The 23307-nt window shown below is 60.9% G+C and carries 20 protein-coding genes; 9 read left to right on the forward strand and 11 right to left on the reverse strand.

Annotation, left to right across the window (positions count from 1 at the left end):
* Window positions 1-96: 96 nt before the first annotated feature.
* Complete coding sequence (locus MRY17_RS18110) at window positions 97-1410, forward strand: PQQ-dependent sugar dehydrogenase (RefSeq protein WP_243352625.1); 1314 nt, start codon at window positions 97-99, stop codon at window positions 1408-1410.
* Window positions 1411-1544: 134 nt separating this feature from the next.
* Here the strand turns inward: MRY17_RS18110 and MRY17_RS18115 are convergent, their stop codons facing one another.
* The 5 genes from MRY17_RS18115 to MRY17_RS18135 form a co-directional block, all read right to left on the reverse strand.
* Window positions 1545-2084 carry a C40 family peptidase gene (locus MRY17_RS18115; protein ID WP_065892596.1) on the reverse strand — a complete coding sequence of 180 codons (540 nt, stop codon included), beginning with the start codon at window positions 2082-2084 and terminating at the stop codon, window positions 1545-1547.
* Between the two features lie 144 nt (window positions 2085-2228).
* A complete protein-coding gene (locus MRY17_RS18120; RefSeq protein WP_057721295.1) occupies window positions 2229-2858 on the reverse strand; it encodes a C40 family peptidase in 630 nt (209 codons plus the stop codon).
* 213 nt (window positions 2859-3071) lie between these two features.
* Entirely contained in the window at window positions 3072-3776 is a 705-nt protein-coding gene (gene hda, locus MRY17_RS18125; protein WP_191955580.1) for a DnaA regulatory inactivator Hda, read from the reverse strand.
* A 203-nt stretch (window positions 3777-3979) separates the two neighbouring features.
* Complete coding sequence (locus tag MRY17_RS18130) at window positions 3980-5053, reverse strand: AI-2E family transporter (RefSeq protein WP_065884497.1); 1074 nt, start codon at window positions 5051-5053, stop codon at window positions 3980-3982.
* A gap of 65 nt (window positions 5054-5118) precedes the next feature.
* On the reverse strand, window positions 5119-6159 hold the full coding sequence (locus MRY17_RS18135) for a DUF2066 domain-containing protein (protein WP_181285052.1): 1041 nt from the start codon (window positions 6157-6159) through the stop codon (window positions 5119-5121).
* Window positions 6160-6499: 340 nt separating this feature from the next.
* Between MRY17_RS18135 and purM the strand changes: the two genes are divergently transcribed.
* The 7 genes from purM (at window position 6500) to MRY17_RS18170 (ending at window position 14960) form a co-directional block, all read left to right on the forward strand.
* A complete protein-coding gene (gene purM, locus MRY17_RS18140) occupies window positions 6500-7558 on the forward strand; it encodes a phosphoribosylformylglycinamidine cyclo-ligase (RefSeq protein WP_181285051.1) in 1059 nt (352 codons plus the stop codon).
* A gap of 11 nt (window positions 7559-7569) precedes the next feature.
* Window positions 7570-8220: a phosphoribosylglycinamide formyltransferase gene (purN, locus tag MRY17_RS18145; protein WP_124424520.1), complete on the forward strand. Its 651-nt coding sequence runs from the start codon at window positions 7570-7572 to the stop codon at window positions 8218-8220.
* Between the two features lie 8 nt (window positions 8221-8228).
* Window positions 8229-8942 (forward strand): DUF3108 domain-containing protein, encoded by a 714-nt coding sequence (locus MRY17_RS18150; RefSeq protein ID WP_057721289.1) that lies wholly within the window; start codon window positions 8229-8231, stop codon window positions 8940-8942.
* Window positions 8943-9301: 359 nt separating this feature from the next.
* The gene (locus MRY17_RS18155) at window positions 9302-9490 is read left to right on the forward strand and encodes a hypothetical protein (protein ID WP_065893744.1); all 189 of its coding nucleotides are present in this window, start codon (window positions 9302-9304) and stop codon (window positions 9488-9490) included.
* 214 nt (window positions 9491-9704) lie between these two features.
* Window positions 9705-11630, forward strand: a complete 1926-nt coding sequence (locus MRY17_RS18160; protein ID WP_243352626.1) for an IucA/IucC family protein — start codon at window positions 9705-9707, stop codon at window positions 11628-11630.
* Window positions 11620-12846 (forward strand): MFS transporter, encoded by a 1227-nt coding sequence (locus MRY17_RS18165; protein WP_181285048.1) that lies wholly within the window; start codon window positions 11620-11622, stop codon window positions 12844-12846. The genes MRY17_RS18160 and MRY17_RS18165 overlap by 11 nt, the downstream gene beginning before the upstream one ends.
* Entirely contained in the window at window positions 12843-14960 is a 2118-nt protein-coding gene (locus tag MRY17_RS18170; protein ID WP_243352627.1) for a TonB-dependent receptor, read from the forward strand. Before MRY17_RS18165 ends, MRY17_RS18170 begins: the two co-directional genes overlap by 4 nt.
* A 67-nt stretch (window positions 14961-15027) precedes the next feature.
* Here the strand turns inward: MRY17_RS18170 and MRY17_RS18175 are convergent, their stop codons facing one another.
* The 5 genes from MRY17_RS18175 to cysM all read right to left on the reverse strand — a co-directional run bounded on the left by MRY17_RS18175 (window position 15028) and on the right by cysM (window position 21183).
* On the reverse strand, window positions 15028-15573 hold the full coding sequence (locus MRY17_RS18175; RefSeq protein WP_057011833.1) for a DUF2058 domain-containing protein: 546 nt from the start codon (window positions 15571-15573) through the stop codon (window positions 15028-15030).
* A 25-nt stretch (window positions 15574-15598) separates the two neighbouring features.
* Complete coding sequence (gene mazG, locus MRY17_RS18180; protein WP_181285046.1) at window positions 15599-16432, reverse strand: nucleoside triphosphate pyrophosphohydrolase; 834 nt, start codon at window positions 16430-16432, stop codon at window positions 15599-15601.
* 129 nt (window positions 16433-16561) lie between these two features.
* Complete coding sequence (relA, locus tag MRY17_RS18185; RefSeq protein WP_057721283.1) at window positions 16562-18808, reverse strand: GTP diphosphokinase; 2247 nt, start codon at window positions 18806-18808, stop codon at window positions 16562-16564.
* Between the two features lie 120 nt (window positions 18809-18928).
* Window positions 18929-20281 (reverse strand): 23S rRNA (uracil(1939)-C(5))-methyltransferase RlmD, encoded by a 1353-nt coding sequence (gene rlmD / locus MRY17_RS18190; RefSeq protein ID WP_191955577.1) that lies wholly within the window; start codon window positions 20279-20281, stop codon window positions 18929-18931.
* Entirely contained in the window at window positions 20281-21183 is a 903-nt protein-coding gene (cysM, locus tag MRY17_RS18195; protein ID WP_191955576.1) for a cysteine synthase CysM, read from the reverse strand. The genes rlmD and cysM overlap by 1 nt, the downstream gene beginning before the upstream one ends.
* A gap of 244 nt (window positions 21184-21427) precedes the next feature.
* On the opposite strand from cysM, the gene MRY17_RS18200 reads away from it, so the two are divergent.
* Entirely contained in the window at window positions 21428-22702 is a 1275-nt protein-coding gene (locus MRY17_RS18200) for a glycerophosphodiester phosphodiesterase (RefSeq protein WP_181285043.1), read from the forward strand.
* A gap of 6 nt (window positions 22703-22708) precedes the next feature.
* Here MRY17_RS18200 and MRY17_RS18205 read toward each other — a convergent pair whose 3' ends face one another.
* Window positions 22709-23302, reverse strand: a complete 594-nt coding sequence (locus MRY17_RS18205) for a tRNA-uridine aminocarboxypropyltransferase (protein WP_243352628.1) — start codon at window positions 23300-23302, stop codon at window positions 22709-22711.
* Window positions 23303-23307: the final 5 nt, after the last annotated feature.

Here is a 23307-nt window from a genome sequence, read left to right on the forward strand (position 1 = left end):
GTGGGTTGGGGGTGGAGCGTCAATTAAAGCTGGCCCTGTACTTGAACCATCAAGGTGATGTGCTTCTCTACCCTTACAGGTATTCAGGAGAACACCATGCATAAAACCAGACTCGCCTTACTGATCATGTTCGCCGGCACCCTCGCCGCCTGCGGAGAAAGCTCCACTCTGCAGGTGGCAGATGGCACCGGACCCTCGCCCCGGTTGCCGGAACCGAACAAGACGCTGATCCCCACCGTAAACATCGCGCCGGCTGTCGGTTGGCCAGAAGGTGCCAAGCCAACTGCCGCAGCCGGCACGCAGGTGGCCGCATTTGCCGAGGGCCTGGAGCATCCGCGCTGGCTCTATGTGTTGCCCAATGGCGACATACTAGTGGCCGAGACCAACGCACCGCCCAAGCCGGATGACACCAAAGGCATTCGCGGCTGGGTCATGGAAAAAGTCATGGGCCGCGCCGGCGCGGGTGTGCCGAGCCCGAACCGCATCACCCTGCTGCGCGATGCCGACCACGACGGTGTCGCCGAAACGCGCACGGTGTTCCTGGAAAACCTCAACTCGCCGTTCGGCATGGCCCTGGTCGGTAACGACCTGTACGTGGCGGACTCGGACAAGTTGCTGCGTTTCCCCTACCAGCCTGGCGAAACCGCGATCAAGGCGGCCGGCACCAAGGTTGTCGACTTACCGGGTGGCAGCCTCAACCATCACTGGACCAAAAACGTGGTGGCCAGCCAGGATGGCAGCAAGCTGTATGTCAGCGTCGGCTCCAACAGCAACGTCGGCGAGAACGGTCTGGAAGCCGAAGAAGGCCGGGCGGCGATCTGGGAAGTGGACCGCGCCACGGGCCAGCACCGTATTTTCGCCTCCGGCCTGCGTAACCCCAACGGCATGGCCTGGGAACCCCAGAGCGGCAAGCTGTGGACGGCAGTGAACGAACGCGATGAAATCGGCAGTGACCTGGTGCCGGACTACATCACCTCGGTCAAGGATGGCGCGTTCTACGGCTGGCCTTTCAGCTATTACGGGCAACATGTGGACGTGCGCGTCACGCCGCAGAACCCGCAGCTGGTGGCCAAAGCCATTGCGCCGGACTATGCGGTCGGCCCGCATACCGCGTCATTGGGGCTGACTTTCGCGCAAGGCAGCAAACTACCGGCGCAGTTCAGCAACGGTGCGTTCATCGGCCAGCATGGCTCGTGGAATCGCAAGCCGCACAGTGGCTACAAGGTGATCTTCGTGCCGTTCGAGGGTGGGCAGCCTAAGGGCAAGCCGGTGGATGTGCTGACCGGGTTCCTTGATAAAGATGAGAACGCCATGGGTCGGCCAGTGGGGGTGGTGATCGATCAGCAAGGCGCTTTGCTGGTGGCGGATGATGTGGGCAATAAGGTGTGGCGGGTTTCCGCTGCCAAGTAAACCCTCTCAGGCACACCACAAAACAATGTGGGAGGGGGCTTGCCCCCGATGGCGGTGTATCAGTCACTATCTCCAGTGGCTGACACACCGCTATCGGGGGCAAGCCCCCTCCTACATTTGAATCTATGTCTGACTCAGGGATTGCGTGCCAGGTTGGCCGGCAGCACGCGCTTGGCGCTCAGGTAAGCATTCTGCCAATACGCCTTGGACAGCGTATCCAGCTTCACTGTACCGCCGGTCTGCGGTGCGTGCACAAAACGGCCCTCGCCCACATAGATCCCGGCGTGACTGACCCGCGAACCACCACCGGTGGCAAAGAACAACAGGTCACCGGTTTGCAGGTTCTGCTCGCTGACGTCCTGAGCACGCATCACGATCAGCTCGCGAGTAGTACGCGGCAAAGAAATACCCGCCGCGTCACGGTAGACAAAGCCAATCAGCCCGCTGCAATCAAACCCCGAGTCCGGCGTGTTGCCGCCCCAACGATAAGGCGTACCCACCAGACCCAGCGCGCGGAAGAGCACGTCTTCCGCGGCAGGCGAAAAGTTCTGGGTGGAATAGTTGAACACCGGCTTGGGCTTGACCGCTACGGGAGCGGGCGGCGGTGGACGGTTCGCGCAGGCGCTGAGGAGCGCGGCGCAAACAAGCAGAATAAGGCGGGCCGAGGTCGACATGTGCAGAACAATCCTGGACTGGATGCGGCTTTCGCTGCCGAACGCTGAAAACCAGAACGCGCAAGCAGGGCTCGCGCGAACGGATTACAGCAATGTCCAGGGATTCTAGCGCTTACGCGTCAAACTTCAAGTATCACTTTAACTTTACTTACTGGCGGTAACCGTAGCGGGAGCCATGGCGAGTGCGCGCTTGGCTTCGATGAAGGTCTTGCTCCAGTAGCTGTCGCCCAGGTTATCGACCCGCACCCCACCGCTGCGGCGGCTGCTGGAGTGGATAAACTGGTTATCGCCCAGGTAGATACCGGCGTGGCTGACCCGACCGCGACCGGCTGTACTGAAGAAAAGCAGATCACCGGGCTTGAGGTTGTTGCGCGCGACCAACGGTGCTTTCACGTTGATCATTTCGCGGGTGGAGCGCGGCAGATTCATGCCGGCTTCTTCACGAAACAGATAGCCGATAAAACCGCTGCAGTCGAAACCGGCTTCGGAAGTGCCGCCGAAACGGTAGCGGGTACCGATCAGGGACATGCCGCGCTCGAGAATGCTGTCGGCCAGAACGGGGAGTTGGTAAGGCTTGCTGCCGGAGAAATCGGCGAGTTCTTTTTCGGTTGCCAGCTCTTCTTCATAAACAGAAGCAGACTGTGCAGCAACGAATTTAGCCTGATTTTGAACCTGGGGTTTTTGCTGTTCTGCCACCTGCTGAGGGTGGGAGGCGCAACCAAACAACAGGGTAACGAGTGCGAGAGGCACGAGGGGTGCGAAGCGATTTAGCATGGGCACGACCGTGGCTGATGTGTAAAGAAGGCGAGACTATGCCCGCTATCACATCGATTTGCAAATTCAATCGAGTTCTTTGTGACTTCTTGTTTGGACCATGCCATCTAAGCCCTTGATCCCTGATACCTGCCTCTTGCGTGGCCAAACCGGCTCAAACGCATATTTTCTGGCGCCTGGAATTTGCCGAAAGCCTGGAAACGCAAGGGCTGGCTACCAGCCGAGGGTTTCCTTCAGGAATGGGATGGTGAGCTTGCGCTGGGCCTGCAATGAGGCCTGGTCGAGCTGTTCAAGCAGATCGAACAAGGCGCTCATGCTGCGCGTGCCACGGGTGAGAATGAAATGCCCGACCTCGTCGGTCAGGTGCAGGCCGCGACGCGAGGCGCGCAGTTGCAGGGCGCGCAATTTGTCCTCGTCGGACAGGGGGCGCATCTGGAAGATCAACGCCAGCGTCAGGCGCGACTTGAGGTCGGCCAGCTTCACCGGCAGTTCACGTGGCGAGGTGGATGCGGCGATCAACAGGCGCCGGCCGCTGTCGCGCAGGCGGTTGAACAGGTGGAACAGCGCCTCTTCCCAATCCGCCTTGCCCGCGATGGCCTGCAAATCGTCAAGACACACCAGTTCGTATTGTTCGAGGCTGTCGAAAATCCCGACCCCGTGGTCCATCAGCTCGGCCAACGGCAGGTAGACCGCCGGCTCGCCCATTTGCTCGAAGCGCAGGCACGCGGCTTGCAGCAAGTGGGTACGCCCTACGCCATGCTTGCCCCACAGATAGATCAGGCTTTCAGTCCACCCGGCGTCGGCTTCGCAGAGGCGCTCGACATAGCCGAGTGCAGCGGCATTGGCGCCTGGGTAGTAATTGATAAAGGTAGCGTCGTCACGCAGACGCACACCTAAGGGCAGCTGAATCGGTTTCATGCTGACTGAACGGCTCCCATCGAACCGTTAGTGGCCTCTGTGTAAAGTTTGCAAAGTTTATACGTGTGGCGCCGAGCGCACAATGCAGCAGACCACAAGCAAAATCAAAGGTTTGCGTTAACCTGCTGGTTTTACGCGAATTGTTTGACGCACTCACCCCATAACAACAAACCCGGTGATGAGCCGGGTTTGTGATGCTGCGATTACAGATCGGGGTCTTCAACGCCCGTGTACACGTCCGAATCCTTGTACAGATCGTGAACATGCCGCACCAGCACCATGATCACCGCCGCCACCGGCAGCGCCAGCAGGATGCCGGTAAAGCCGAACAGCTCACCGCCCGCCAGGATCGCAAAGATCACCGCCACGGGATGCAAGCCAATCCGATCGCCCACCAGCAGCGGCGTCAGCACCATGCCTTCCAGTGCCTGACCGACCATGAATACCGCGACAATTCCCAACATCGGGTACAGATCACCACCAAACTGGAACAGCCCCGCCACCAGCGCCGCGCCGATACCAATCACAAAGCCCATATAAGGCACGATCGCAGCAAGGCCGGCAATCAGGCCGATCAACAGGCCCAGCTCAAGGCCGATCGCCATCAAGCCGGCGGCGTAGATGATGCCCAGCGCCAACATCACCAGCAGTTGCCCACGTACGAACGCGCCCAATACTTCATGGCATTCGCCGGCCAGGGACACGATGCGCTCCTCGCGGTCGCGCGGCAGCAGGCTGCGGATCTTGGCCATCATGATGTCCCAGTCCCGCAGCAGATAGAACGCCACCACCGGAATCAGCACCAGATTGGTCAGCCAGCCGATCAGCGCAAGGCTGGAAGCGGTTGCCTGGCTGAGCACCATACTGACGATATCGGTGGTCTTGTCCATATGCTCACTGATTGCCGCCTTGACCTTGTCGAACTTCCAGAACCCGTCCGACAGCCCCAGCTTGGCCTGGGCCCAGGGCATCGCCGTGTGCTGCAACCAGTCGAGCATCTGCGGCGCCAGTTCGTAAAGTCGATACAGCTGCTTGGCCAGCATCGGCACCAGCACCAGCACCAGGGCGGTGATGATCAGGGTGAACAAGGCAAAAACCGCGATCACACCCCAGGTTCGCGACAGGCCGGCTTTCTCCAGGCGATCCACCACGGGATCGAACAGATAGGCGAGCAGCAACGCCACCAGAAACGGCGTCAGGATCGAATGCAGCAGGAACACAAAAACGCACAGCAGGACAATCCCGCCAAGCCACACCCAACGACGCGTATCCGCCATAAACCACTTCCTCTGTTATTGGCTTCCCTCTTCTATAGAAGGAAGACCACTTACCGCTTATCTACTTACCAGTGAAAACGTAACTGCGCCTGAGGCTCGGGCGCGGCGGCCGGCTGTGCGCCATCGGCCGGCGGTTGCTGGACGGGGATTTCACCGGCCGGCACTTCCTGCAGCCTGGCCAGACTCAACTGGGTGCGCAACTGCTCGGCGCTGCCATTGACGCGATACACAATTCGGTCGCCATCCACCCGTTGCGGCTGGCCACCAAAGGGCTCCAGCAACCGACCCAGGACGGCGTAGCGCTCCAGGTTCATGCCCTGCACCTCAAGCAGTTGCTCGGAGCTGACCCCCGGCTTGACCGCAAAGCGCGGTGCCAGCGTCTGACTGACCGCGAGCAATACCGCATCGGCAACCGCGGCGGTGTCAGCCCCCTGCACGCTGCCCTGCTCGGTCTTGTCGCCCAGCCACAGGCGCCATTTGGCCTGCCACTGGCTGCCTTCCTGGCGCGCATGCACCGCCAGCAACGCATCGGCGCCATAGCGCTCGGAGGCGGCGCGCAGCGGCGTGGCGTCTGGGCTTTCCAGATTCTGCGCGGTGGCGACGACCTGTTCGTCCAGGTCTCCCAGCGGCAGGCGCAGCGGCAAGCCGCGGTGCTGGGCCGCCCGACGCAGCGCCTGCGCCACCGCCTGGCCGTCGCCGACCAGACTGCTGCCATCGGTGGAGTCGTTCAGCCACCAGCCGAGGATCGACGGTCGATTGCTGCCCCAGATGGCCAACCCGGCGTCGCGCAGGGCACGATCGGTGCTGACCGGGTCGAAATCCACTTGCAGGCTTTCCGGCGGGCCGGCGTCGTAGCCGTACTGGCTGATGATTTGCTGCGGGTCCTTGCGGATTGCCGCCAGGCCTGGGCCCTCGGCGGCCTTGGCATCACCGGTCAAGCGGATGACCAGGGTCTGCACGGCGCGCTGGGTGGCCTGGTCACGCTCCTGGGGCGACTGGCTGCTGACCGGTTCGAGGACTTGATAGAGGCCATTGAGGGTTTCGGCATGACTCGCCAGGCTGACCAATGACAAGCAGCCTACAAAAAAGAATTTACACAGACGCATGGAAGATTCCCGAACGACAAATTTAGCGGCTGGAACAGACCGCGTGATCTCGGTTTGGCAAGGCTGTGACACAGCGACCGGTAAAACATTCACGGGTCTCGACAAGTTTTCATACTGTCATAACGATAGCGGGATCAAGGCTATACCTTAATACGCTCCATTACCGCGCCGATTCCGGTTTTTTTAAGCTCATATGCCCTGCCCGTCGGCCCGAGGATGGCCGCTGCCCCTCAAGCCTGATAAAATCGCGCGCCTTCGCAGACCGTCGACGGCCGAGCCTTTGCCAAAAGTGCCCGCCCGCCCGGTCGTTACCCAGAAATCCCCCTTAAAGGCCTGGATCATGAGCAAGCAACCCTCCCTGAGCTACAAGGACGCCGGTGTAGACATCGACGCCGGTGAAGCATTGGTCGAACGCATCAAGAGCGTCGCCAAGCGCACTGCGCGCCCCGAAGTCATGGGTGGCCTGGGCGGTTTCGGCGCCCTCTGCGAAATCCCGGCCGGCTACAAGCAGCCTGTCCTGGTATCCGGCACCGACGGCGTGGGGACCAAGCTGCGCCTGGCCCTGAACCTGAACAAGCACGACAGCATCGGCATCGACCTGGTCGCCATGTGCGTCAACGACCTGGTGGTATGCGGCGCCGAGCCGTTGTTCTTCCTCGACTACTACGCCACCGGCAAGCTCAATGTCGAGACCGCGACCCAGGTGGTCACCGGCATCGGCGCCGGCTGCGAACTGTCGGGTTGCTCACTGGTGGGCGGCGAAACCGCTGAAATGCCAGGCATGTACGAAGGCGAAGACTACGACCTGGCGGGTTTCTGCGTCGGCGTGGTGGAAAAATCCGAAATCATCGACGGCTCCAAAGTGGCTGCCGGCGACGCGCTGCTCGCCCTGCCATCCTCCGGCCCGCACTCCAACGGCTACTCGCTGATCCGCAAGATCATCGAAGTGTCCGGCGCCGACATCGAAAACATCCAGCTTGACGGCAAGCCACTGACCGACCTGCTGATGGCCCCGACACGCATTTACGTCAAGCCACTGCTCAAGCTGATCAAGGATACCGGCGCTGTCAAAGCCATGGCCCACATCACCGGCGGCGGCCTGCTGGACAACATCCCGCGCGTACTGCCAAAAGGCGCCCAGGCGATTGTCGATGTGGCCAGCTGGCAGCGCCCTGCAGTCTTCGACTGGCTGCAGGAGAAAGGCAACGTCAACGAAACCGAGATGCACCGCGTGCTCAACTGCGGCGTGGGCATGGTCATCTGCGTGGCGCAGGAGCACGTTGAAAGCGCGCTGAACGTATTGCGCGAAGCCGGCGAGCAGCCTTGGGTCATCGGCCAGATCGCCACGGCTGCCGAAGGCGCAGCCCAGGTTGAACTGAAGAACCTTAAGGCCCATTGATGCACGAGCGGATGCCCGCAACCTGTGATGTCGTGGTGCTGCTTTCCGGCACCGGCAGTAACCTGCAGGCCCTGATCGATAGCACGCGTACCGGCAACAGCCCGGTGCGCATCGCTGCGGTGATTTCCAACCGCAGCGACGCCTACGGCCTGCAACGCGCCCGGGACGCGGGCATCGAGACCCGGTCGCTGGATCACAAGGCGTTCGAAGGTCGCGAGGCTTTCGACCAGGCCTTGATCGAACTGATCGACGCCTTCGACCCCAAGCTCGTCGTCCTGGCCGGCTTCATGCGTATTCTCAGCGCGGATTTCGTGCGTCATTACGCAGGCCGCCTGCTCAATATCCACCCGTCCCTGCTGCCCAAATATAAAGGCATGCACACCCATCAGCGCGCCCTCGACGCCGGTGACAGCGAGCATGGCTGCAGCGTGCACTTTGTCACCGAGGAACTCGATGGCGGGCCTCTGGTCGTACAGGCAGTGGTTCCGGTAGAGTCAGGCGACTCGGCGCAGACGCTTGCGCAACGGGTTCATACCCAGGAACACAGGATTTACCCGCTGGCTGTTCGCTGGTTTGCCGAGGGTCGGTTGATTCTGGGTGAACAGGGTGCATTATTGGACGGTCAGTTACTTGCGGCCAGCGGCCACTTGATTCGAACCTAGGAGATTTTATGCGTCGCGCCCTGCTTTTCGCTTTTGCGCTGTTCGCTCTGCCTGCCGTGCAAGCGGCAGACCTTCACCCCTTCTCCGTCAGCTACACCGCCGACTGGAAGCAGCTGCCCATGAGCGGTTCGGCTGAACGCAGCCTGACCAAAAACGGCGACGGCACCTGGACCTTGAACTTCAAGGCCTCAATGATGATTGCCAGCCTGACCGAAACCAGCGTGATCCTGTTCGACAAGGACACCCTGCAACCCAAGAGCTACAGCTTCGAGCGCGGCGGCTTGGGCAAAGCGAAGAAGATCAACTTGGATTTCGACCAGGCGACCAAGAAAATCACCGGTTTTGAAAACAAGGACCCGGTCAACGTCACCCTCGAAAGCGGCATGCTCGATAAGTCCACCTATCAACTCGCGCTTCAGCGAGATGTGGCGGCCGGCAAGAAAAGCATGAGCTATCGCGTGGCCGAAGGCACTGACGTCGATACCTATGACTTCCGCGTCATTGGCGCGGAAAAGGTCCAGACCAAGGTGGGCGCCATTGACGCGATCAAGGTTGAGCGCGTGCGTGACCCCTCCCAGAGCAAGCGCATCACGCAGATGTGGTTTGCCAAGGACCAGGGCGGCATTCTGGTTGCCTTGCGTCAGGTTGAGACGGACGGTAAGGAATACAACATCATGCTGCAGGATGGCACTGTTGACGGTAAGGCCGTCAAGGGTAGCTGATAGCCCTGATGAGTTGAAAAGAGCCTCGCTGAATGCGGGGCTTTTTTTCGCCTGGATATTTGCTGTGAAGCTTCTGGCCTCATCGGGGGCAAGCCCCCTCCCACACTTGGAATGCATTTCAAATGTGGGAGGGGGCTTGCCCCCGATGGCGTAAGCAGCCTACCCCCAGAACATGAAACCTTTGTCATCTAAACCGCCTCCCTGCAACCAAATGCCACGGTTTACGAGGCCTCCAGCACTGTTGCGTTTCCTGCAATGAATTGTTGCACGCAAAACCAGTTTACTTAGCAAGCTAACAACTCATATAACAAAGACCTGCGACGACTTGCCGCAGATCAACCAGAGATTGGAGCAAGCAGATGACTGTAAAAGTAACTGAACGCGACGATGAACATATGTCCCATGAAGCGCTGGGCCACGGGATTCACATCTGGGATGTACATCAACAAGATTTGCTGGTCGGCATGTTCCACAACGAGAGCGATGCCCATAATTATAAAAATGAACTTGAATCGCTTGAGATGAAACGCCAGGCACAAGGCTCCTGAAATTCCGAAATCGCGTAGACGCCCGGCCCACGCAGCCAGGCCGCCTGCAAACGAAAACCCCGCCTTTTGAGCGGGGTTTTCGTTTTTAAACACGCCGTTCGCCCGCTGAATAATCGTTTCCGCAAAAAGCGTAACAACAAATAGACATTTGGTAATGATTCTCGATAGTATCGCTGCGCTTTTACTCGACCCCACGGAAACGGAGTTTGACTTGATGCACGGACACGTCACCACACCGGAACAATCCCTGCTTGGTCGCTGGGGTGAAGCACTCGCCACCCGTCAATTCCAGGCCAGGCATATTACGCTCGATACGCTGGTCGCAACCCTGGCGCCCGCCTGCGAGCGCAGTTTCCAGCGTCTGATCCAGGCATTGTTTCGTGAAGGTCTGCTTGACCCAGACACCCTCAGCCACGACGAGCACGGCCACTGCTGGCTGCTGCTGCCGGACCAGACCCGCGTGCGCTTCGAGCATCTGCGCCCCGGCCGCATGGCCAGTTGGGATTTGCGCGGCAAGGTCAGCGTCCTGAAGGCTGGGCAGCCTGAGCAGAAGATCCAATTCCCGTCGCAGTTGCTGAGCTTGCTGAACACCCGTCTCGCATCACCCGCCGCCCCGGAGGTGCTGGACCGACTCAACACAGAGATCGACGACAGCTTCATCAACGATACCCTGTGCCTGGCGTTTCACGAGCAATGGACGCTGCAGTTGCAGGCCGCAATGGCCCCTCTGCACCAGGGCAACCTGCTCGGCTATCTGAAGAATGACCCAGGCGTTGGCAACCCGACGTCAGTGCTTGAACAATGGGGTACGCTCGGTCATCCCTGGCACCCGAACTACAAGACGAAGCTGGGTCTGGGCACTGAACAAGTAATCGATTTCTCGCCGGAGTTCGAAGCGCGTTTCCCGGTCTTGCTGTGCGCCCTGCACCGTCAGTACGCCCATGTCGAAAGCCTGGCCGGGACTGCGGATTACTGGCAGTGGTGGCAACACCAGTTCCCGCACGCCGCCGGCCAATTGACAGCACAACTGACCGCCCTCGGCCTTGAGGCCGGCGATTATCTGCCGCTGCCTGCCCACCCCTGGCAAGCTCGCCAGGAGCTGCCGCACCTGTTCGCCAACGAAATCGCCGATCGGCTGCTGGTGCTGACCGACATCGTTGCCTTCACGGCGCACCCGACCATGTCGTTCAGGACCGTCCTGCCTGAAGGCCGCAGCGACGCGCCAATGGTCAAGCTTCCGGTTTCTCTGCGCCTGACCAGCGTGCAGCGCACGGTGTCACCCCGCTCGGCGCGCATGGGCCCGCGAATCAGCCATCTGCTGCAGACCATTCTGGCGCGCGAGCCCGACATCCAGCGCCTGCTCAGCATCGTGCCCGAACGGCTCGGCGTGCATTTCAAGCCACAACCGGTAAATGACGAACACTCCCGCCACCTGGCCGTACTCTACCGCGACAACCCGCAAAGCCTGCTTGAAACGGGCGAGATGGCCATCCCGGTAGGCAGTCTGTTCGCCACCGACCAGCATGGGCAGCCGCTGCTCCGCCAGTGGGTCCGCCTGAGCAAAGGCACCGACGACGCACAGGCCATCCGCGCATTCTTCAAGGACTACGCATCCATCGCAGTGCCCGCCCTGCTGGGCATGTACCTGCGCTATGGCGTGGCCTTCGAGGCCCATCAACAGAATTCCTTTATGGTCATGGGCGCAGACGGGCACGTCAGCCGCCTGCTGTTGCGCGATTTCGGCGATATCCGCATCGACCGCAAGACCTTGCACGTCCAAGGCCTGGATATCGAATTGCACGATCCGAAGATGACCTTGTACGACGATGCGGGTTTCGTGCGCGACAAGTTGCTGCACACGGTGTTCATGTGCCATCTGGGCGAATTGGTATTGCTCTGCGCGCGCCACTTCGATATTGACCAGGCGCTGTTGTGGGACGAACTGTCAGCGCAGGTCAGCCAGTGCTTTGATGACGTGCGCAGCCAAGTCGACCCCCAACGCTGGCTGACCGAACGGGCCGCGCTGCTGGAACAGGACTGGCCGGCCAAGTCGTTTATGCGCATGCGGCTGATGGAAAGCCACGCCGATATCGTCGGGCGTCTGCCCAACCCGTTGAGCACTGCCGCCAATGTCGGCTAACAGCACTGCGCTGCGCTTGCTGGTGGTGATTCAGCTGGTGTCGATGGGCGCCATGGAAATGAGCGGGCCTTTCTGGCCGTTGCAGATCCAGAAACTGCTTGGCACTGCGAACGCTCACTACACCGGTCTGCTTTCTTCGCTGGTGTACGCCGGGCCGATGATGGCAGCGATGATCCTCACGCCCATGTGGGGAAGACTGGGTGATCGCACCGGCCACAAGCCGATGATCATCCGGGCGCTGCTCGCGCTGGCGGTATGCCAGGCGCTGGCCGGCATTACCTACGACCCCTGGCTGCTCGTACTCATTCGTGTGGCGCAAGGTGCGTTGGCCGGTTTTATCGCGGCAGCCCAGGCCTATGCACTGGCCTGCTGCGGCGACGGCGGTCGCGGGCATATTCTGGCCCGGCTGCAATCAGCCACTGCCGTGGGCTCCCTGGCCGGGCCGGTGCTGGGTGGCTGGCTGATGGATATATCCGGTTTCGCTTTGCTGTGCTACAGCGCCACCGCTGTCTGCCTGTTGTGCGCAATAATCAGCGTGTTTCTACCCAGCGATTCACCACGCTCGAGACCTGCGCTCACGTCCAAGCCCGCTGCACTTCCCAAAGGTTGGCTCGGCGCGATGCTGGGAATCATCGTATTGATCCAGGCTGCCAAGATGATGCCGCAACCGTTCTACGCTTTGTATGTTGCCGATATTCTGCATGCGCCCGCATGGCTGATCGGCGCCAGCTATGCCGCCAGCGCGCTGACCCTGGCGCTGTCCGCGCCGCTGTGGGGCCGCTTGTTCGACCGCCACTCACCCGCGCGCACGCTGCACATCATCGAATGGGTCACCTGGTTCTGCGCCCTGACGCTGGCCTTCACGGCGATGGCCGGCGAATGGCTGGGGTTCCTTGCCAGTCGCCTGCTGTGGGGCGTATGGCAGGGCGCGTTGCTGCCGGTCGCCTACACCTTGATCGCCAATACCGTTGCCCCCAGCCAGCAGGGATTTGCCTTGGGCATGGGCAACAGCGCCGCCAAGGCCGGCGCGTTGTGCGGCGCGCTGCTGGGGGGCATCGGCATGGCAATGGTGGGCCTGGCGCACAGCTTCTGGCTGGTGGCGCTGACGTATGCCCTGGCTGCACTGGGCATCCGCGCAATTCGTTCGTTCACCCGAACACCTGAAATGTCCGATTTTTCTGTCAATACTTCTAATAACTCAAAGGCAAGGTCATGAATACAACACAATGGGCGATTCTGCTGCCCCTGCTCGGGTCGATCAGTGCCCCCGCCTGGGCCGATCAAACGGAAGAAACGCCAGCGGCGACCAGTCTGCAACTACAGGCCACGGTGGTTTCGGCCACACGCAGTGAAACCAGCATCGCGGCGATCCCGGGCTCGGTGCAGGTTATCGATGAGCAACAGATCCGCCAGCAGACGTCGGCAGGACGCCGGGTTGCCGATATCCTCGGGCAACTGGTGCCTGGCATCGCCCCTTCCAGCGGCGGCATGAGCAACTTCGGCCAGACGCTGCGCGGGCGCAATACGCTGATCCTGATCGACGGGGTGTCCCAGAACGCCACGCGCGACAACTTCCGCCAGCTCAACAGCGTGGCCCCGGAGAGCATCGCGCGCATTGAAGTGATTTCCGGCGCCAGCAGTGTCTACGGCGCCGGCGCATCGGGCGGCATCATCAACATCATCACCAAGCGCAACACCGGTGAAGACCTGGCCTTCAGCAGCAAGATCGGCATGACGGCCGGTGACAATCTCAGCCGCAAAGGCTTTTCCTACCAGGCCTTCCAGAGTGCAACAGGCCGCGAGGGCCCGCTGGACTGGTATGTGTCGGGCAACACGGTGCAACGCAACGACCAGTTCGACGGCAACGGCAAGCGCATTCCCCAGGACACGTCCCAGGGCAGCAACATGGACACCGACACCTACGATCTGCAAGGCCGCTTCGGCTATACGCTCGATGACGACAAGAAGATCAGCCTGTCGCTGCAGGACTACAAAGACGAACAGGACACCCGCTACACCAAGAACCCGCGCATCACCAGCGAGGCCGTCGCGGTGAAGGGCCTGGATCTGGACGACCAGCCGTCCACTCACAACCAGGCGGTCAACCTCAATTATGCCGACAAGGACTTCTACGGCCAGGGCCTGCAGGTGGAAAGCTACTGGCGCCGCGCCGATGCGCTGTTCTTCCCGGACCTGTCCCGGGGCCGGGCCGGCGTCTCGGACAACAACAGCGTGCAGGACGTATATGGCCTGCGCGCCGCCATCGACACACAGATGCCGGACATCGGCCCCGCGACCGGCAACCTGGTGTGGGGCGCCGACTACGATCACGAAACCTCGCGTCAACGCGGCGACCAATACCGGGTCAACGGCCTGACCTACACCAAGACCGGGACCACCTTCGAGTTGGGCCCGGACATCCAGACCACCACCAAGGCCATCTTCGGCCAGCTGTCCTATGATATCGGCGACTGGACCTTGCGCGGTGGCGTGCGCCGCGAATGGATCCAGAGTGAAGTCGACGACAGCATCGCCTACGGCGAAATCGTTCAGACCGGCAACCGCGCAACGCTGCCGGGCGGCACCCTCAAGTATGACGACACGCTCTACAACCTCGGCGCGGTGTACCACCTGAGTGAAAACCAGGACGTGTTCGCCAACTTCAGCCAGGGTTTTTCCCTGCCGGATATCCAGCGTTTCCTGCGTGACGTCAACAGCACCTACAACATCCAGGACCTCAACGCCCAGGCGCTGAAAGTCGACAGCTATGAGCTGGGCTGGCGTGGCAACTGGGACAAGTGGCTGGCCAATGTCACGGCGTATGAAAACACCTCGGATGTCACCCAGTTCTATGATGCCAATGACCGCGTGCTGCGCCTGATCAATCAGAAAGAGCGCGTGCGCGGTATCGAAACCAGCCTGACGTACAACGTCACCGACGAGTGGTCGGTAGGCGGCACCTACGCATATTCCAAAGGCGAAACCCAGCAGAACGGCAAATGGATCGACCTGCCCGCCACGCGTATTTCCCCGGCCAAGACCACCGCCTTTGTCGGCTATCAGCGTGACGACTACAGCCTGCGCCTGCAGGGCATGCGCCTGGCCAATTATGACGCGGCCTTCAAGGACAACAATGGTCGCGATATCCAGGGCTACACCCTGGTTGACCTGCTGGGCTCGGTCAGGCTGCCGGTCGGTCGCCTCGAGGGGGCGGTGTACAACCTCACCAACCGCAACTACCAGAACATGTTCGCCCAGGCCAATGCCCGCGCACCGTACCCGAATGCCGAAGGTCGCACCTTCAGCCTGAGCTACGCGGTGGATTGGTAATCCGGCAGACGCTGCACGGTAAAAACACAAACCCCGCCTGTTGGCGGGGTTTGTTGTTTCTACGGCCTTACCACATCAGATCATCCGGGATCTGGTAGGCGGCGTACGGATCATCTTCATCCGGCACCTGGCTTTCGGTCAGGAGGTTGAGCTGCACGATACGTTCCGGCGCGCGCTCCTGGATCTTCAGCGCGGCTTCGCGCGGGATCACTTCGTAGCCACCGCCGTGGTGCACGATGGCCAGGGAGCCATTGCTCAGTTTATTGCGCATCAGCGTGTTGACCGACAGGCGCTTGACCTTCTTGTCATCCACGAAGTTGTAGTAGTCCTCGGTGGTCAACTTCGGCAGGCGCGAGGTTTCGATCAATTGCTTGACCTGGGCCGTACGGGCCTTGGCCTCGGCTTTTTCCTGCTGCTGGCGGTTCAGCTCCTGGTCGCGTTTGACCTTTTCGGCGTGCGCCTCGGCCGCCAGGCGTGCCTGGGTGTCATCGACTTCGGCCTGGCCCTTGTGGACCAGACGCTGCTGTTTCTGCTTCTCTTTGCCGACCTGTTTGGCCTGCTTTTGGTTGACCAGACCTGCTTTGAGCAACTGGTCGCGAAGGGAAAGGCTCATGGTGCTTACTCACTTGGGCAACTGCTCAACCGCAGCTGGATACATTCTTTTCCTGGCGTTTGGCTTCGCCCCACAGGGCGTCCAACGTTTCGAGGGTGCAATCTTCTATGGGTTGGTGCGTGTCGCGCAATGCCTGTTCGATAAATCGGAAACGTCGCTCGAACTTGGCATTGGCGCCACGCAGCGCAGTTTCAGGGTCGACCTTGAGGTGACGGGCCAGATTGACCGCCGCGAACAACAGATCGCCGACCTCATCGGCAATCGCTGACGGATCGTTATCGGCCATGGCTTCGAGCACTTCATCGAGCTCTTCGCGTACGTTATCCACCACCGGCAACGCGGACGGCCAGTCGAAACCGACCTGGCTGGCGCGCTTCTGCAACTTGGCCGCACGGGACAAAGACGGCAACGCGGTGGGTACATCATCGAGCAGGGACAGTTGCTCGGGTGCGGCGGATTTCTCCGCACGCTCCTCGGCCTTGATCTGCTCCCAGCGCTGCTTGACCTGCTCTTCGCTCAATTGCGGGATATCCAGCGGTGCATAAAGATCGCCGGTAGGAAACACATGGGGATGACGCCGGATCAGCTTGCGCGTGATGCTGTCGATCACTGCGGCAAACTCGAAGCGCCCTTCTTCGCGCGCCAGTTGGCTGTAATACACCACCTGGAACAGCAGGTCGCCCAGCTCGCCTTGCAGATGATCGAAGTCGCCGCGCTCGATGGCATCGGCCACCTCGTAGGCCTCTTCAAGGGTATGCGGCACGATACTGGCGTAGGTTTGCTTGATGTCCCAAGGGCACCCGTATTGCGGATCGCGCAGGCGGTTCATCAAGTGCAGCAGGTCATCTAGTGAATACATCGATCTCTTTCCACTGAAAATCCAGTGTGGGAGGGGGCTTGCCCCCGATAGCGGTGGGTCAGTCAATATAAGTGCCAACTGACCCTCCCTCATCGGGGGCAAGCCCCCTCCCACATTATTCAACTGCGTTCACCCAGGGGTGCGATTACGCCGTGTCTCAATGATGTTCGGCAACTGGGAAATCCGCCCCAGCAACCGTCCCAGCGCGTCCAGCCCCGGAATCTCGATGGTCAGGGACATCAGCGCGGTGTTGTCCTCTTTATTCGAACGGGTGTTGACCGCGAGTACGTTGATCCGCTCATTGAGCAGCACTTGCGAGACGTCACGCAGCAAACCGGAACGGTCGTAGGCGCGGATGATGATGTCCACCGGATAGGTGAGCACCGGCACCGGCCCCCAACTGACCTGGATGATTCGCTCCGGCTCGCGCCCGCCCAGTTGCAGCACCGAGGCGCAGTCCTGGCGGTGAATGCTCACGCCGCGGCCCTGGGTGATGTAGCCGACGATGGCGTCGCCCGGCAGCGGCTGGCAGCAGCCGGCCATTTGCGTCATCAAGTTGCCTACGCCTTGGATCTGGATATCGCCACGCTTGCCGGGCTTGTAGCCGGTGGCCTTGCGCGGGATCAGTTCCAGCTGTTCGTTGCCGCGCTCCGGCTCCACCAGTTGCTGGGCCAGGTTGACCAGTTGCGCCAGGCGCAGGTCACCGGCACCGAGGGCGGCGAACATGTCTTCGGCGATCTTCATGTTGGCCTTTTCGGCCAGCTTGTCGAAGTCCACCTGGGGCAGGCCCAGGCGCGCCAGTTCGCGTTCGAGCAGGGTCTTGCCGGCCGCGACGTTCTGGTCGCGGGCCTGCAGCTTGAACCAGTGGACGATCTTCGCCCGCGCCCGCGAGGTGGTGATGTAGCCCAGGTTCGGGTTCAGCCAGTCGCGGCTCGGCGTACCGTGCTTGCTGGTGATGATCTCGACCTGCTCACCGGTTTGCAGGCTGTAGTTGAGCGGCACGATGCGCCCGTTGATCTTGGCGCCCCGGCAGTTGTGGCCGATTTCGGTGTGCACGCGGTAAGCGAAGTCCAGCGGCGTGGCGCCCTTGGGCAAGTCGATGGCATGGCCGTCAGGGGTGAAGATGTAGACCCGGTCCGGCTCGATATCCACGCGCAATTGCTCGGCCAGGCCGCCGATGTCGCCGAGTTCTTCGTGCCATTCCAGCACCTGGCGCAACCAGGAGATCTTTTCTTCGTACTGGTTGGACCCGGCCTTCACGTCGGTGCCCTTGTAGCGCCAATGCGCGCAGACGCCCAACTCCGCCTCTTCATGCATGGCGTGGGTGCGGATCTGCACCTCCAGCACCTTGCCTTCGGGGCCGATCACCGCCGTGTGCAGCGAGCGATAGCCGTTTTCCTTAGGGTTGGCGATGTAGTCGTCGAATTCTTTGGGAATATGCCGCCAGAGGGTATGGACGATCCCCAGCGCGGTGTAGCAATCGCGCATTTCCGGCACCAGTACACGCACGGCCCGCACGTCGTAGATCTGGCTGAATGCCAGGCCCTTGCGCTGCATTTTGCGCCAGATCGAATAGATGTGCTTGGCGCGACCGCTGATGTCGGCATCGACGCCGGTGGCCTGCAACTCGGAGCGCAACTGACCCATCACATCGCTGATAAAGCGCTCGCGATCGAGCCGCCGCTCATGCAGCAGCGTGGCGATCTGTTTGTATTGATCGGGTTCGAGGTAGCGGAAGGACAGGTCCTCCAACTCCCATTTGATATGACCGATGCCCAGGCGGTGCGCCAGCGGCGCGTAGATGTCGAAGACTTCGCGGGCGACGCGGTTGCGCTTCTCGTCGTCGGCGGTTTTTACCGCACGAATCGCGCAGGTACGTTCGGCCAGCTTGATCAGCGCGACGCGCACGTCGTCCACCATCGCCACCAGCATCTTGCGCAGGTTTTCCACCTGGCCCTGGGTCCCCAGCACCATCGACTGGCGCGGGCTGAGGCTGGCGCTGATGGCGGCCATGCGCAGCACGCCGTCGATCAGCTTGGCCACCACCGCGCCGAAACGCTGGCTGACGGTCGGCAACGGGATATGCCCTTCACGTACGCCGCGATAGAGCACGGCGGCGATCAGCGAATCCTGGTCCAGCTTGAGATCGGCCAGGATCTCGGCGATTTCCAACCCGGTACGAAAGCTTGAAGTGCCCTCCGCCCACAGGTTCTTGGCCGCATTGTCCTGCTGTTCAGACTCACGCGCGAACTCGCAGGCTGCTTTCAAGGCTTCACGGTCCAGTGCCGGGTCGACACTGACGGCATGATCCAGCCATGCCTCGAGATTGATACTGCCGTCGGTGTTGATCGGCTGGTGTGCTCTCACCTGTACCATCTTGCTTACCTTCCCTACGACGCACCTTGGATGCGCCAAAAATCATCGCCGACCTTGCTGCAGATTCCCTGGCAGTTCACGGCCCTGGAGACTGCAGGCCAGTCGGATTAAACGGGCATCCTAGCCCGCTTCAAATAACGCCATGGCCTCGACATGCGCGGTCTGCGGAAACATGTCGAGGATCCCGGCACGCTTTAGCCGGTAGCCTTGCTTGACCAACTCAGCCGTGTCCCGCGCCAGCGTCGCCGGATTGCAGGACACATACACCAGGCGCCTGACCCCCAGGGTGGCAAGTCTGCGCACAACTTCCTGGGCACCGTCGCGCGGTGGGTCCAAGAGTACCGCAGAAAAGCCTTGTTTGGCCCATTCCGCATCAGTCAGGGGCTGGGACAAATCGGCCTGAAAAAAACGCGCATTATGCAAATCGTTGCTCACGGCATTCTGTGCCGCGCGCTCCACCATGGTCTGCACGCCTTCCACGGCAACCACTTCGCGTACCTGCCTGGCCAGTGGCAGGGCAAAATTGCCCAGCCCGCAGAACAGGTCCAGCACCCGTTCATCGGGTTGCGGCGCCAACCAGTCCAGGGCCTGGGCGACCATCGCCTCGTTGACCCCAGCGTTGACCTGCACAAAATCACCCGGCCGGTACGCCAGCTCCAGACCCCATGCCTCCAGGCGGAAACCGAGCGCGTTACCCGGCTCGACCGGCTCCGGCGGGCCCTCGCCCTGCAGCCACAACCGGGCATCATGGAAGCTGCAAAATTCTTTCAGCACCTGCATGTCCGCCTCGGACAACGGTGCCATATGCCGCAGCAACACGGCGATGGACGTACCACTGAACAATTCCACATGCCCCAACGCCTGAGGTTTGCTCAAGCGACGCAGCATGGTCGGCAGCCGCTGCATGATCGGTTGCAAGGCCTGTACCAGCACCGGGCACTCATCGATGGCGACGATGTCCTGGCTGGCCACGGCACGAAAACCGACCTCTAGGTGTCTGGCCTTGGCGTCCCAGCGCACGGCCACGCGAGCTCTGCGCCGGTAGCCGAATTCCGGACCGCTCAGCGGCGCCGCCCACGCTTGCGGTTCGACGCCGGCCACACGGGACAATTGCTCGGCGAGCATGCGCTGTTTCAGCGCAAGTTGTTCGGCATGGGGCAGGTGCTGCACGCTGCAGCCGCCACAGCGGCCAAAATGCGCACAGGGCGCCGGGCGACGCAATTCGCTGGCCTTGAACACCCGCTCGGTGCGCGCCTCGACCACCTTGCCGTGGGTGCCGAGTACCCGCGCCTCCACCTCTTCGCCGGCCAGCGCACCGTTGACGAACCAGGTACGGCCTTCGAAGAACACGATGCCGCGCCCGTCGTTGGCCAGGCGCTCGATGGTCAAGCGTTGCTTCTTGCCCACCGGAATCTGCGGGGCCCGGCTACCGCCGGTCGGCTGGAAGCGCAGGCCTTTCTCGTGCCTGGCCATCAGTTGGGTTCGTCGAAAATGCCGGTCGACAGGTAGCGGTCGCCTCGGTCACAGATGATCGCGACGATCACCGCGTTTTCCACCTCTTGGGACAAGCGCAACATACCGGCCACGGCGCCACCGGAGGACACGCCGCAGAAGATGCCCTCTTCACGGGCCAGGCGCCGGGTGGTGTCCTCGGCTTCGCGCTGGGCCATGTCGATGATGCGGTCCACGCGCGTGGCGTTGTAGATTTTCGGCAGATACTCTTCGGGCCAGCGGCGGATACCGGGTATGGCCGCGCCTTCCATCGGTTGCAGACCGACGATCTGAATCGCCGGGTTCTGCTCCTTGAGGTAGCGCGAATTGCCCATGATGGTGCCGGTGGTGCCCATGGAGCTGACGAAATGGGTAATGGTGCCCTGGGTCTGGCGCCAGATTTCCGGGCCGGTGCTGGTGTAGTGCGCTTCGGGGTTATCACCGTTGGCAAACTGGTCCAGCACCACGCCACGACCTTCGGCGGCCATGCGTTCGGCGAGGTCACGGGCGCCTTCCATGCCTTCTTCCTGGGTGACCAGAATCAGTTGCGCGCCATACGCAGTCATCGCGGCCTTGCGCTCGGCGCTGCCGTTGTCGGGCATGATCAGCACCATCTTGTAACCCTTGATCGCGGCGGCCATGGCCAAGGCGATCCCGGTATTGCCCGAGGTGGCTTCGATCAGCGTATCCCCCGGCTTGATCTGCCCGCGCAGTTCGGCGCGGGTAATCATTGACAGCGCTGGACGGTCCTTGACGGAACCGGCGGGGTTGTTGCCTTCGAGCTTGAGCAACAGGGTATTGCTGGTTTCACCCGCCATGCGTTGCAAGCGGACCAGGGGCGTGTTGCCGACGCAATCGGCGATTGTGGGGTACTGCAAGGTCATGGCGTATTCGCAATCCAGACTGCGGGGGCGGACATCATACCGGGAAAGACTGGCAGGCCATATCACGCAAAGTGTGGTGCTTATAAGGTAAAGCTATAACGCTTTGTGTTTCACCCGAATCGGGCCAAGGAACTGAGCGCCCCGGCCAACCACTTATCCGAGGCAACAAGGACGCTGGCCATCACGGGCAGCCAGGTTGATCACGCCGACAGGGATTTGAACTATCCAAAGACAGGGCGAAACCATGACTCTCCTCGCAACGTCTCGACTCCCGCCCGCAACGTCTGATGTCGTCAGCCTGCGACCGTCGCCAGGCTCTGCAGCTGATAGCGGCGCCCTGACCCGTCTGAGTGCCGATGACGTACAGCAAATGCTTCAATCTCGAGGCCACAGCGAACTTCTCAAAGAACGCACCGGCCACAACCTGATGCTGACCGCCCATCGCGGAACGGGCCCAACAAGCGTGTTTGGCTCGACATTTCCGCAGACATTTCATCCTGAGAACAGCCTCCAAGCAATCAAAGCTGCGATTGTCCAAGGCGCCGATGCGGTTGAAATCGATATTTTCAAAGCCAAAGACGGCACCGTGATGGTCACCCATGACGATGAGATCTGGCGTAACGCGTTCGGCGCTGATCGCAGCGGCGCCAAACTGCCCGATGGCGAAACCAAGGCGTCCTATCTGGTTGGGCAAAAGACAGCCGATGAACTGCAAAAAATCCCTATTGGGCGCAAGGGTGAAGTCACACCTACGCTGTCGTCAGTTATCGAACTGGTCAACGATGCGAACCAGACACTCATTGCTTACGGCAAAAAACCGGTCATTCTCAATATCGAACTGAAAGATGAAACCGCCGTGTCTTCCATGCTTGATCTCGTGGAACAGGGTGGGCGGAACATGCAGAAACTTGCCCCGGAAAGCATCATTTTCTGTTCGTTCAAACACGAGGCGCTCAAGGAGTTGAAAGCTGAGGCCGAGCAGCGTGGCTTGAGCGGAATAAACATCGCTCCCGGCATCAAAACAGCGGACTTGTTCGGCAAAGAAAACATGAAGGAGGACTTCTCCCTCAAAGATCCCAACGCGAAGTATCAAACCAACGCCACGAACAATCTGCGCAGTCTGGTGGAGGGCAATGGGTTTCAAGGCTACGACGGGATCCTGTGGGATTTGCGCGCACCGATCGTCGAACTTGCCGCATCAGGGAGGAAGGCCATCCACGCCTCCACTTCAGACTTCAGGCAATACGGCGACAATCGCGACTTCTCCCACGTACTCCTCGAGCTGAGCAAGCAAGCCGAAACGTTTTTCAAATGTGACAACGTTGATGACGCGCGGAAAGTCTTGCTGGAATCCAGCATCTTGCTGGGCGGTGTAGGTATTCAGATGCTGTATAAAAAAACGCCGGAGGGTGGCGACGCGTTTTATTTCTATCGACCTGATGATCAACATGACAACAGTTCGATCCTGAAAACAGGGGCAAAAAAACCGATTGCCTACTCAAAACTCGTGTCGGAATGAGGCTTCTTATTGCGCGTGATTTCGCTGAAACACCGCTTCACCCATCGCCGAGATCTGCCCTTCGATCAGCGCCTCGAAGGGTTTTAGCAGCGGCTCAAACGATACCGGTGCTTCCAACACCTGCAATGCCTGCACAATCGCCTCTATCGTCGACAAAGCGCCAGGCCCGGGCGCCTTGCGCAGCCGATACCGGGAAACGCCGCCGGCGGGCAACGTCACACGGGGCAAGGCTGCCAGCAAAGGGTTGAGGTGCAGCAGTTTGCGCGCCTTGCGCCAGGTGCCGTCGGGCACCACCAGCAGTAGCGGCTGATCACCAGGCTCATAGGCTTGCAAAGGGTGCGCATCATCGGCCGGGAATAACAGACGCGCCTGATAACCGGGCGGATTCAATAACGTCTCCAGATCATCGAACACTTCCCCCACCACCAGTTGCGCATGGGTGAGCCCCAACGCCGCCAGTCGCGCGGTATTGAGCGCGTGGTTGACCTCGCTCGGATGCTGCAGCAGCAACACGCGGGTGCGACTGTCGAGACGGGGAATCAGCGGGCACAAGCAGTGGCTGATGGGCCTGAGACAACGGGAACACTGGGGTCTGGACATGTTTT

The sequence above is a fragment of the Pseudomonas orientalis genome (assembly GCF_022807995.1).
Taxonomy (GTDB): Bacteria; Pseudomonadota; Gammaproteobacteria; order Pseudomonadales; family Pseudomonadaceae; genus Aquipseudomonas; species Aquipseudomonas orientalis_B.

Coding starts and splice junctions, on each gene's coding strand:
- rlmD (WP_191955577.1), bottom strand. CDS start 20,281: ATGGCCAGGCACGAGAAAGGCCTGCGCTTCCAGCCGACCGGCGGTAGC.
- purM (WP_181285051.1), top strand. CDS start 6,500: ATGAGCAAGCAACCCTCCCTGAGCTACAAGGACGCCGGTGTAGACATC.
- MRY17_RS18120 (WP_057721295.1), bottom strand. CDS start 2,858: ATGCTAAATCGCTTCGCACCCCTCGTGCCTCTCGCACTCGTTACCCTG.
- MRY17_RS18200 (WP_181285043.1), top strand. CDS start 21,428: ATGACTCTCCTCGCAACGTCTCGACTCCCGCCCGCAACGTCTGATGTC.
- MRY17_RS18205 (WP_243352628.1), bottom strand. CDS start 23,302: ATGTCCAGACCCCAGTGTTCCCGTTGTCTCAGGCCCATCAGCCACTGC.
- purN (WP_124424520.1), top strand. CDS start 7,570: ATGCCCGCAACCTGTGATGTCGTGGTGCTGCTTTCCGGCACCGGCAGT.
- MRY17_RS18150 (WP_057721289.1), top strand. CDS start 8,229: ATGCGTCGCGCCCTGCTTTTCGCTTTTGCGCTGTTCGCTCTGCCTGCC.
- MRY17_RS18160 (WP_243352626.1), top strand. CDS start 9,705: ATGCACGGACACGTCACCACACCGGAACAATCCCTGCTTGGTCGCTGG.
- cysM (WP_191955576.1), bottom strand. CDS start 21,183: ATGACCTTGCAGTACCCCACAATCGCCGATTGCGTCGGCAACACGCCC.
- MRY17_RS18115 (WP_065892596.1), bottom strand. CDS start 2,084: ATGTCGACCTCGGCCCGCCTTATTCTGCTTGTTTGCGCCGCGCTCCTC.
- hda (WP_191955580.1), bottom strand. CDS start 3,776: ATGAAACCGATTCAGCTGCCCTTAGGTGTGCGTCTGCGTGACGACGCT.
- MRY17_RS18110 (WP_243352625.1), top strand. CDS start 97: ATGCATAAAACCAGACTCGCCTTACTGATCATGTTCGCCGGCACCCTC.
- MRY17_RS18155 (WP_065893744.1), top strand. CDS start 9,302: ATGACTGTAAAAGTAACTGAACGCGACGATGAACATATGTCCCATGAA.
- MRY17_RS18135 (WP_181285052.1), bottom strand. CDS start 6,159: ATGCGTCTGTGTAAATTCTTTTTTGTAGGCTGCTTGTCATTGGTCAGC.
- MRY17_RS18165 (WP_181285048.1), top strand. CDS start 11,620: ATGTCGGCTAACAGCACTGCGCTGCGCTTGCTGGTGGTGATTCAGCTG.
- relA (WP_057721283.1), bottom strand. CDS start 18,808: ATGGTACAGGTGAGAGCACACCAGCCGATCAACACCGACGGCAGTATC.
- MRY17_RS18170 (WP_243352627.1), top strand. CDS start 12,843: ATGAATACAACACAATGGGCGATTCTGCTGCCCCTGCTCGGGTCGATC.
- MRY17_RS18130 (WP_065884497.1), bottom strand. CDS start 5,053: ATGGCGGATACGCGTCGTTGGGTGTGGCTTGGCGGGATTGTCCTGCTG.
- mazG (WP_181285046.1), bottom strand. CDS start 16,432: ATGTATTCACTAGATGACCTGCTGCACTTGATGAACCGCCTGCGCGAT.
- MRY17_RS18175 (WP_057011833.1), bottom strand. CDS start 15,573: ATGAGCCTTTCCCTTCGCGACCAGTTGCTCAAAGCAGGTCTGGTCAAC.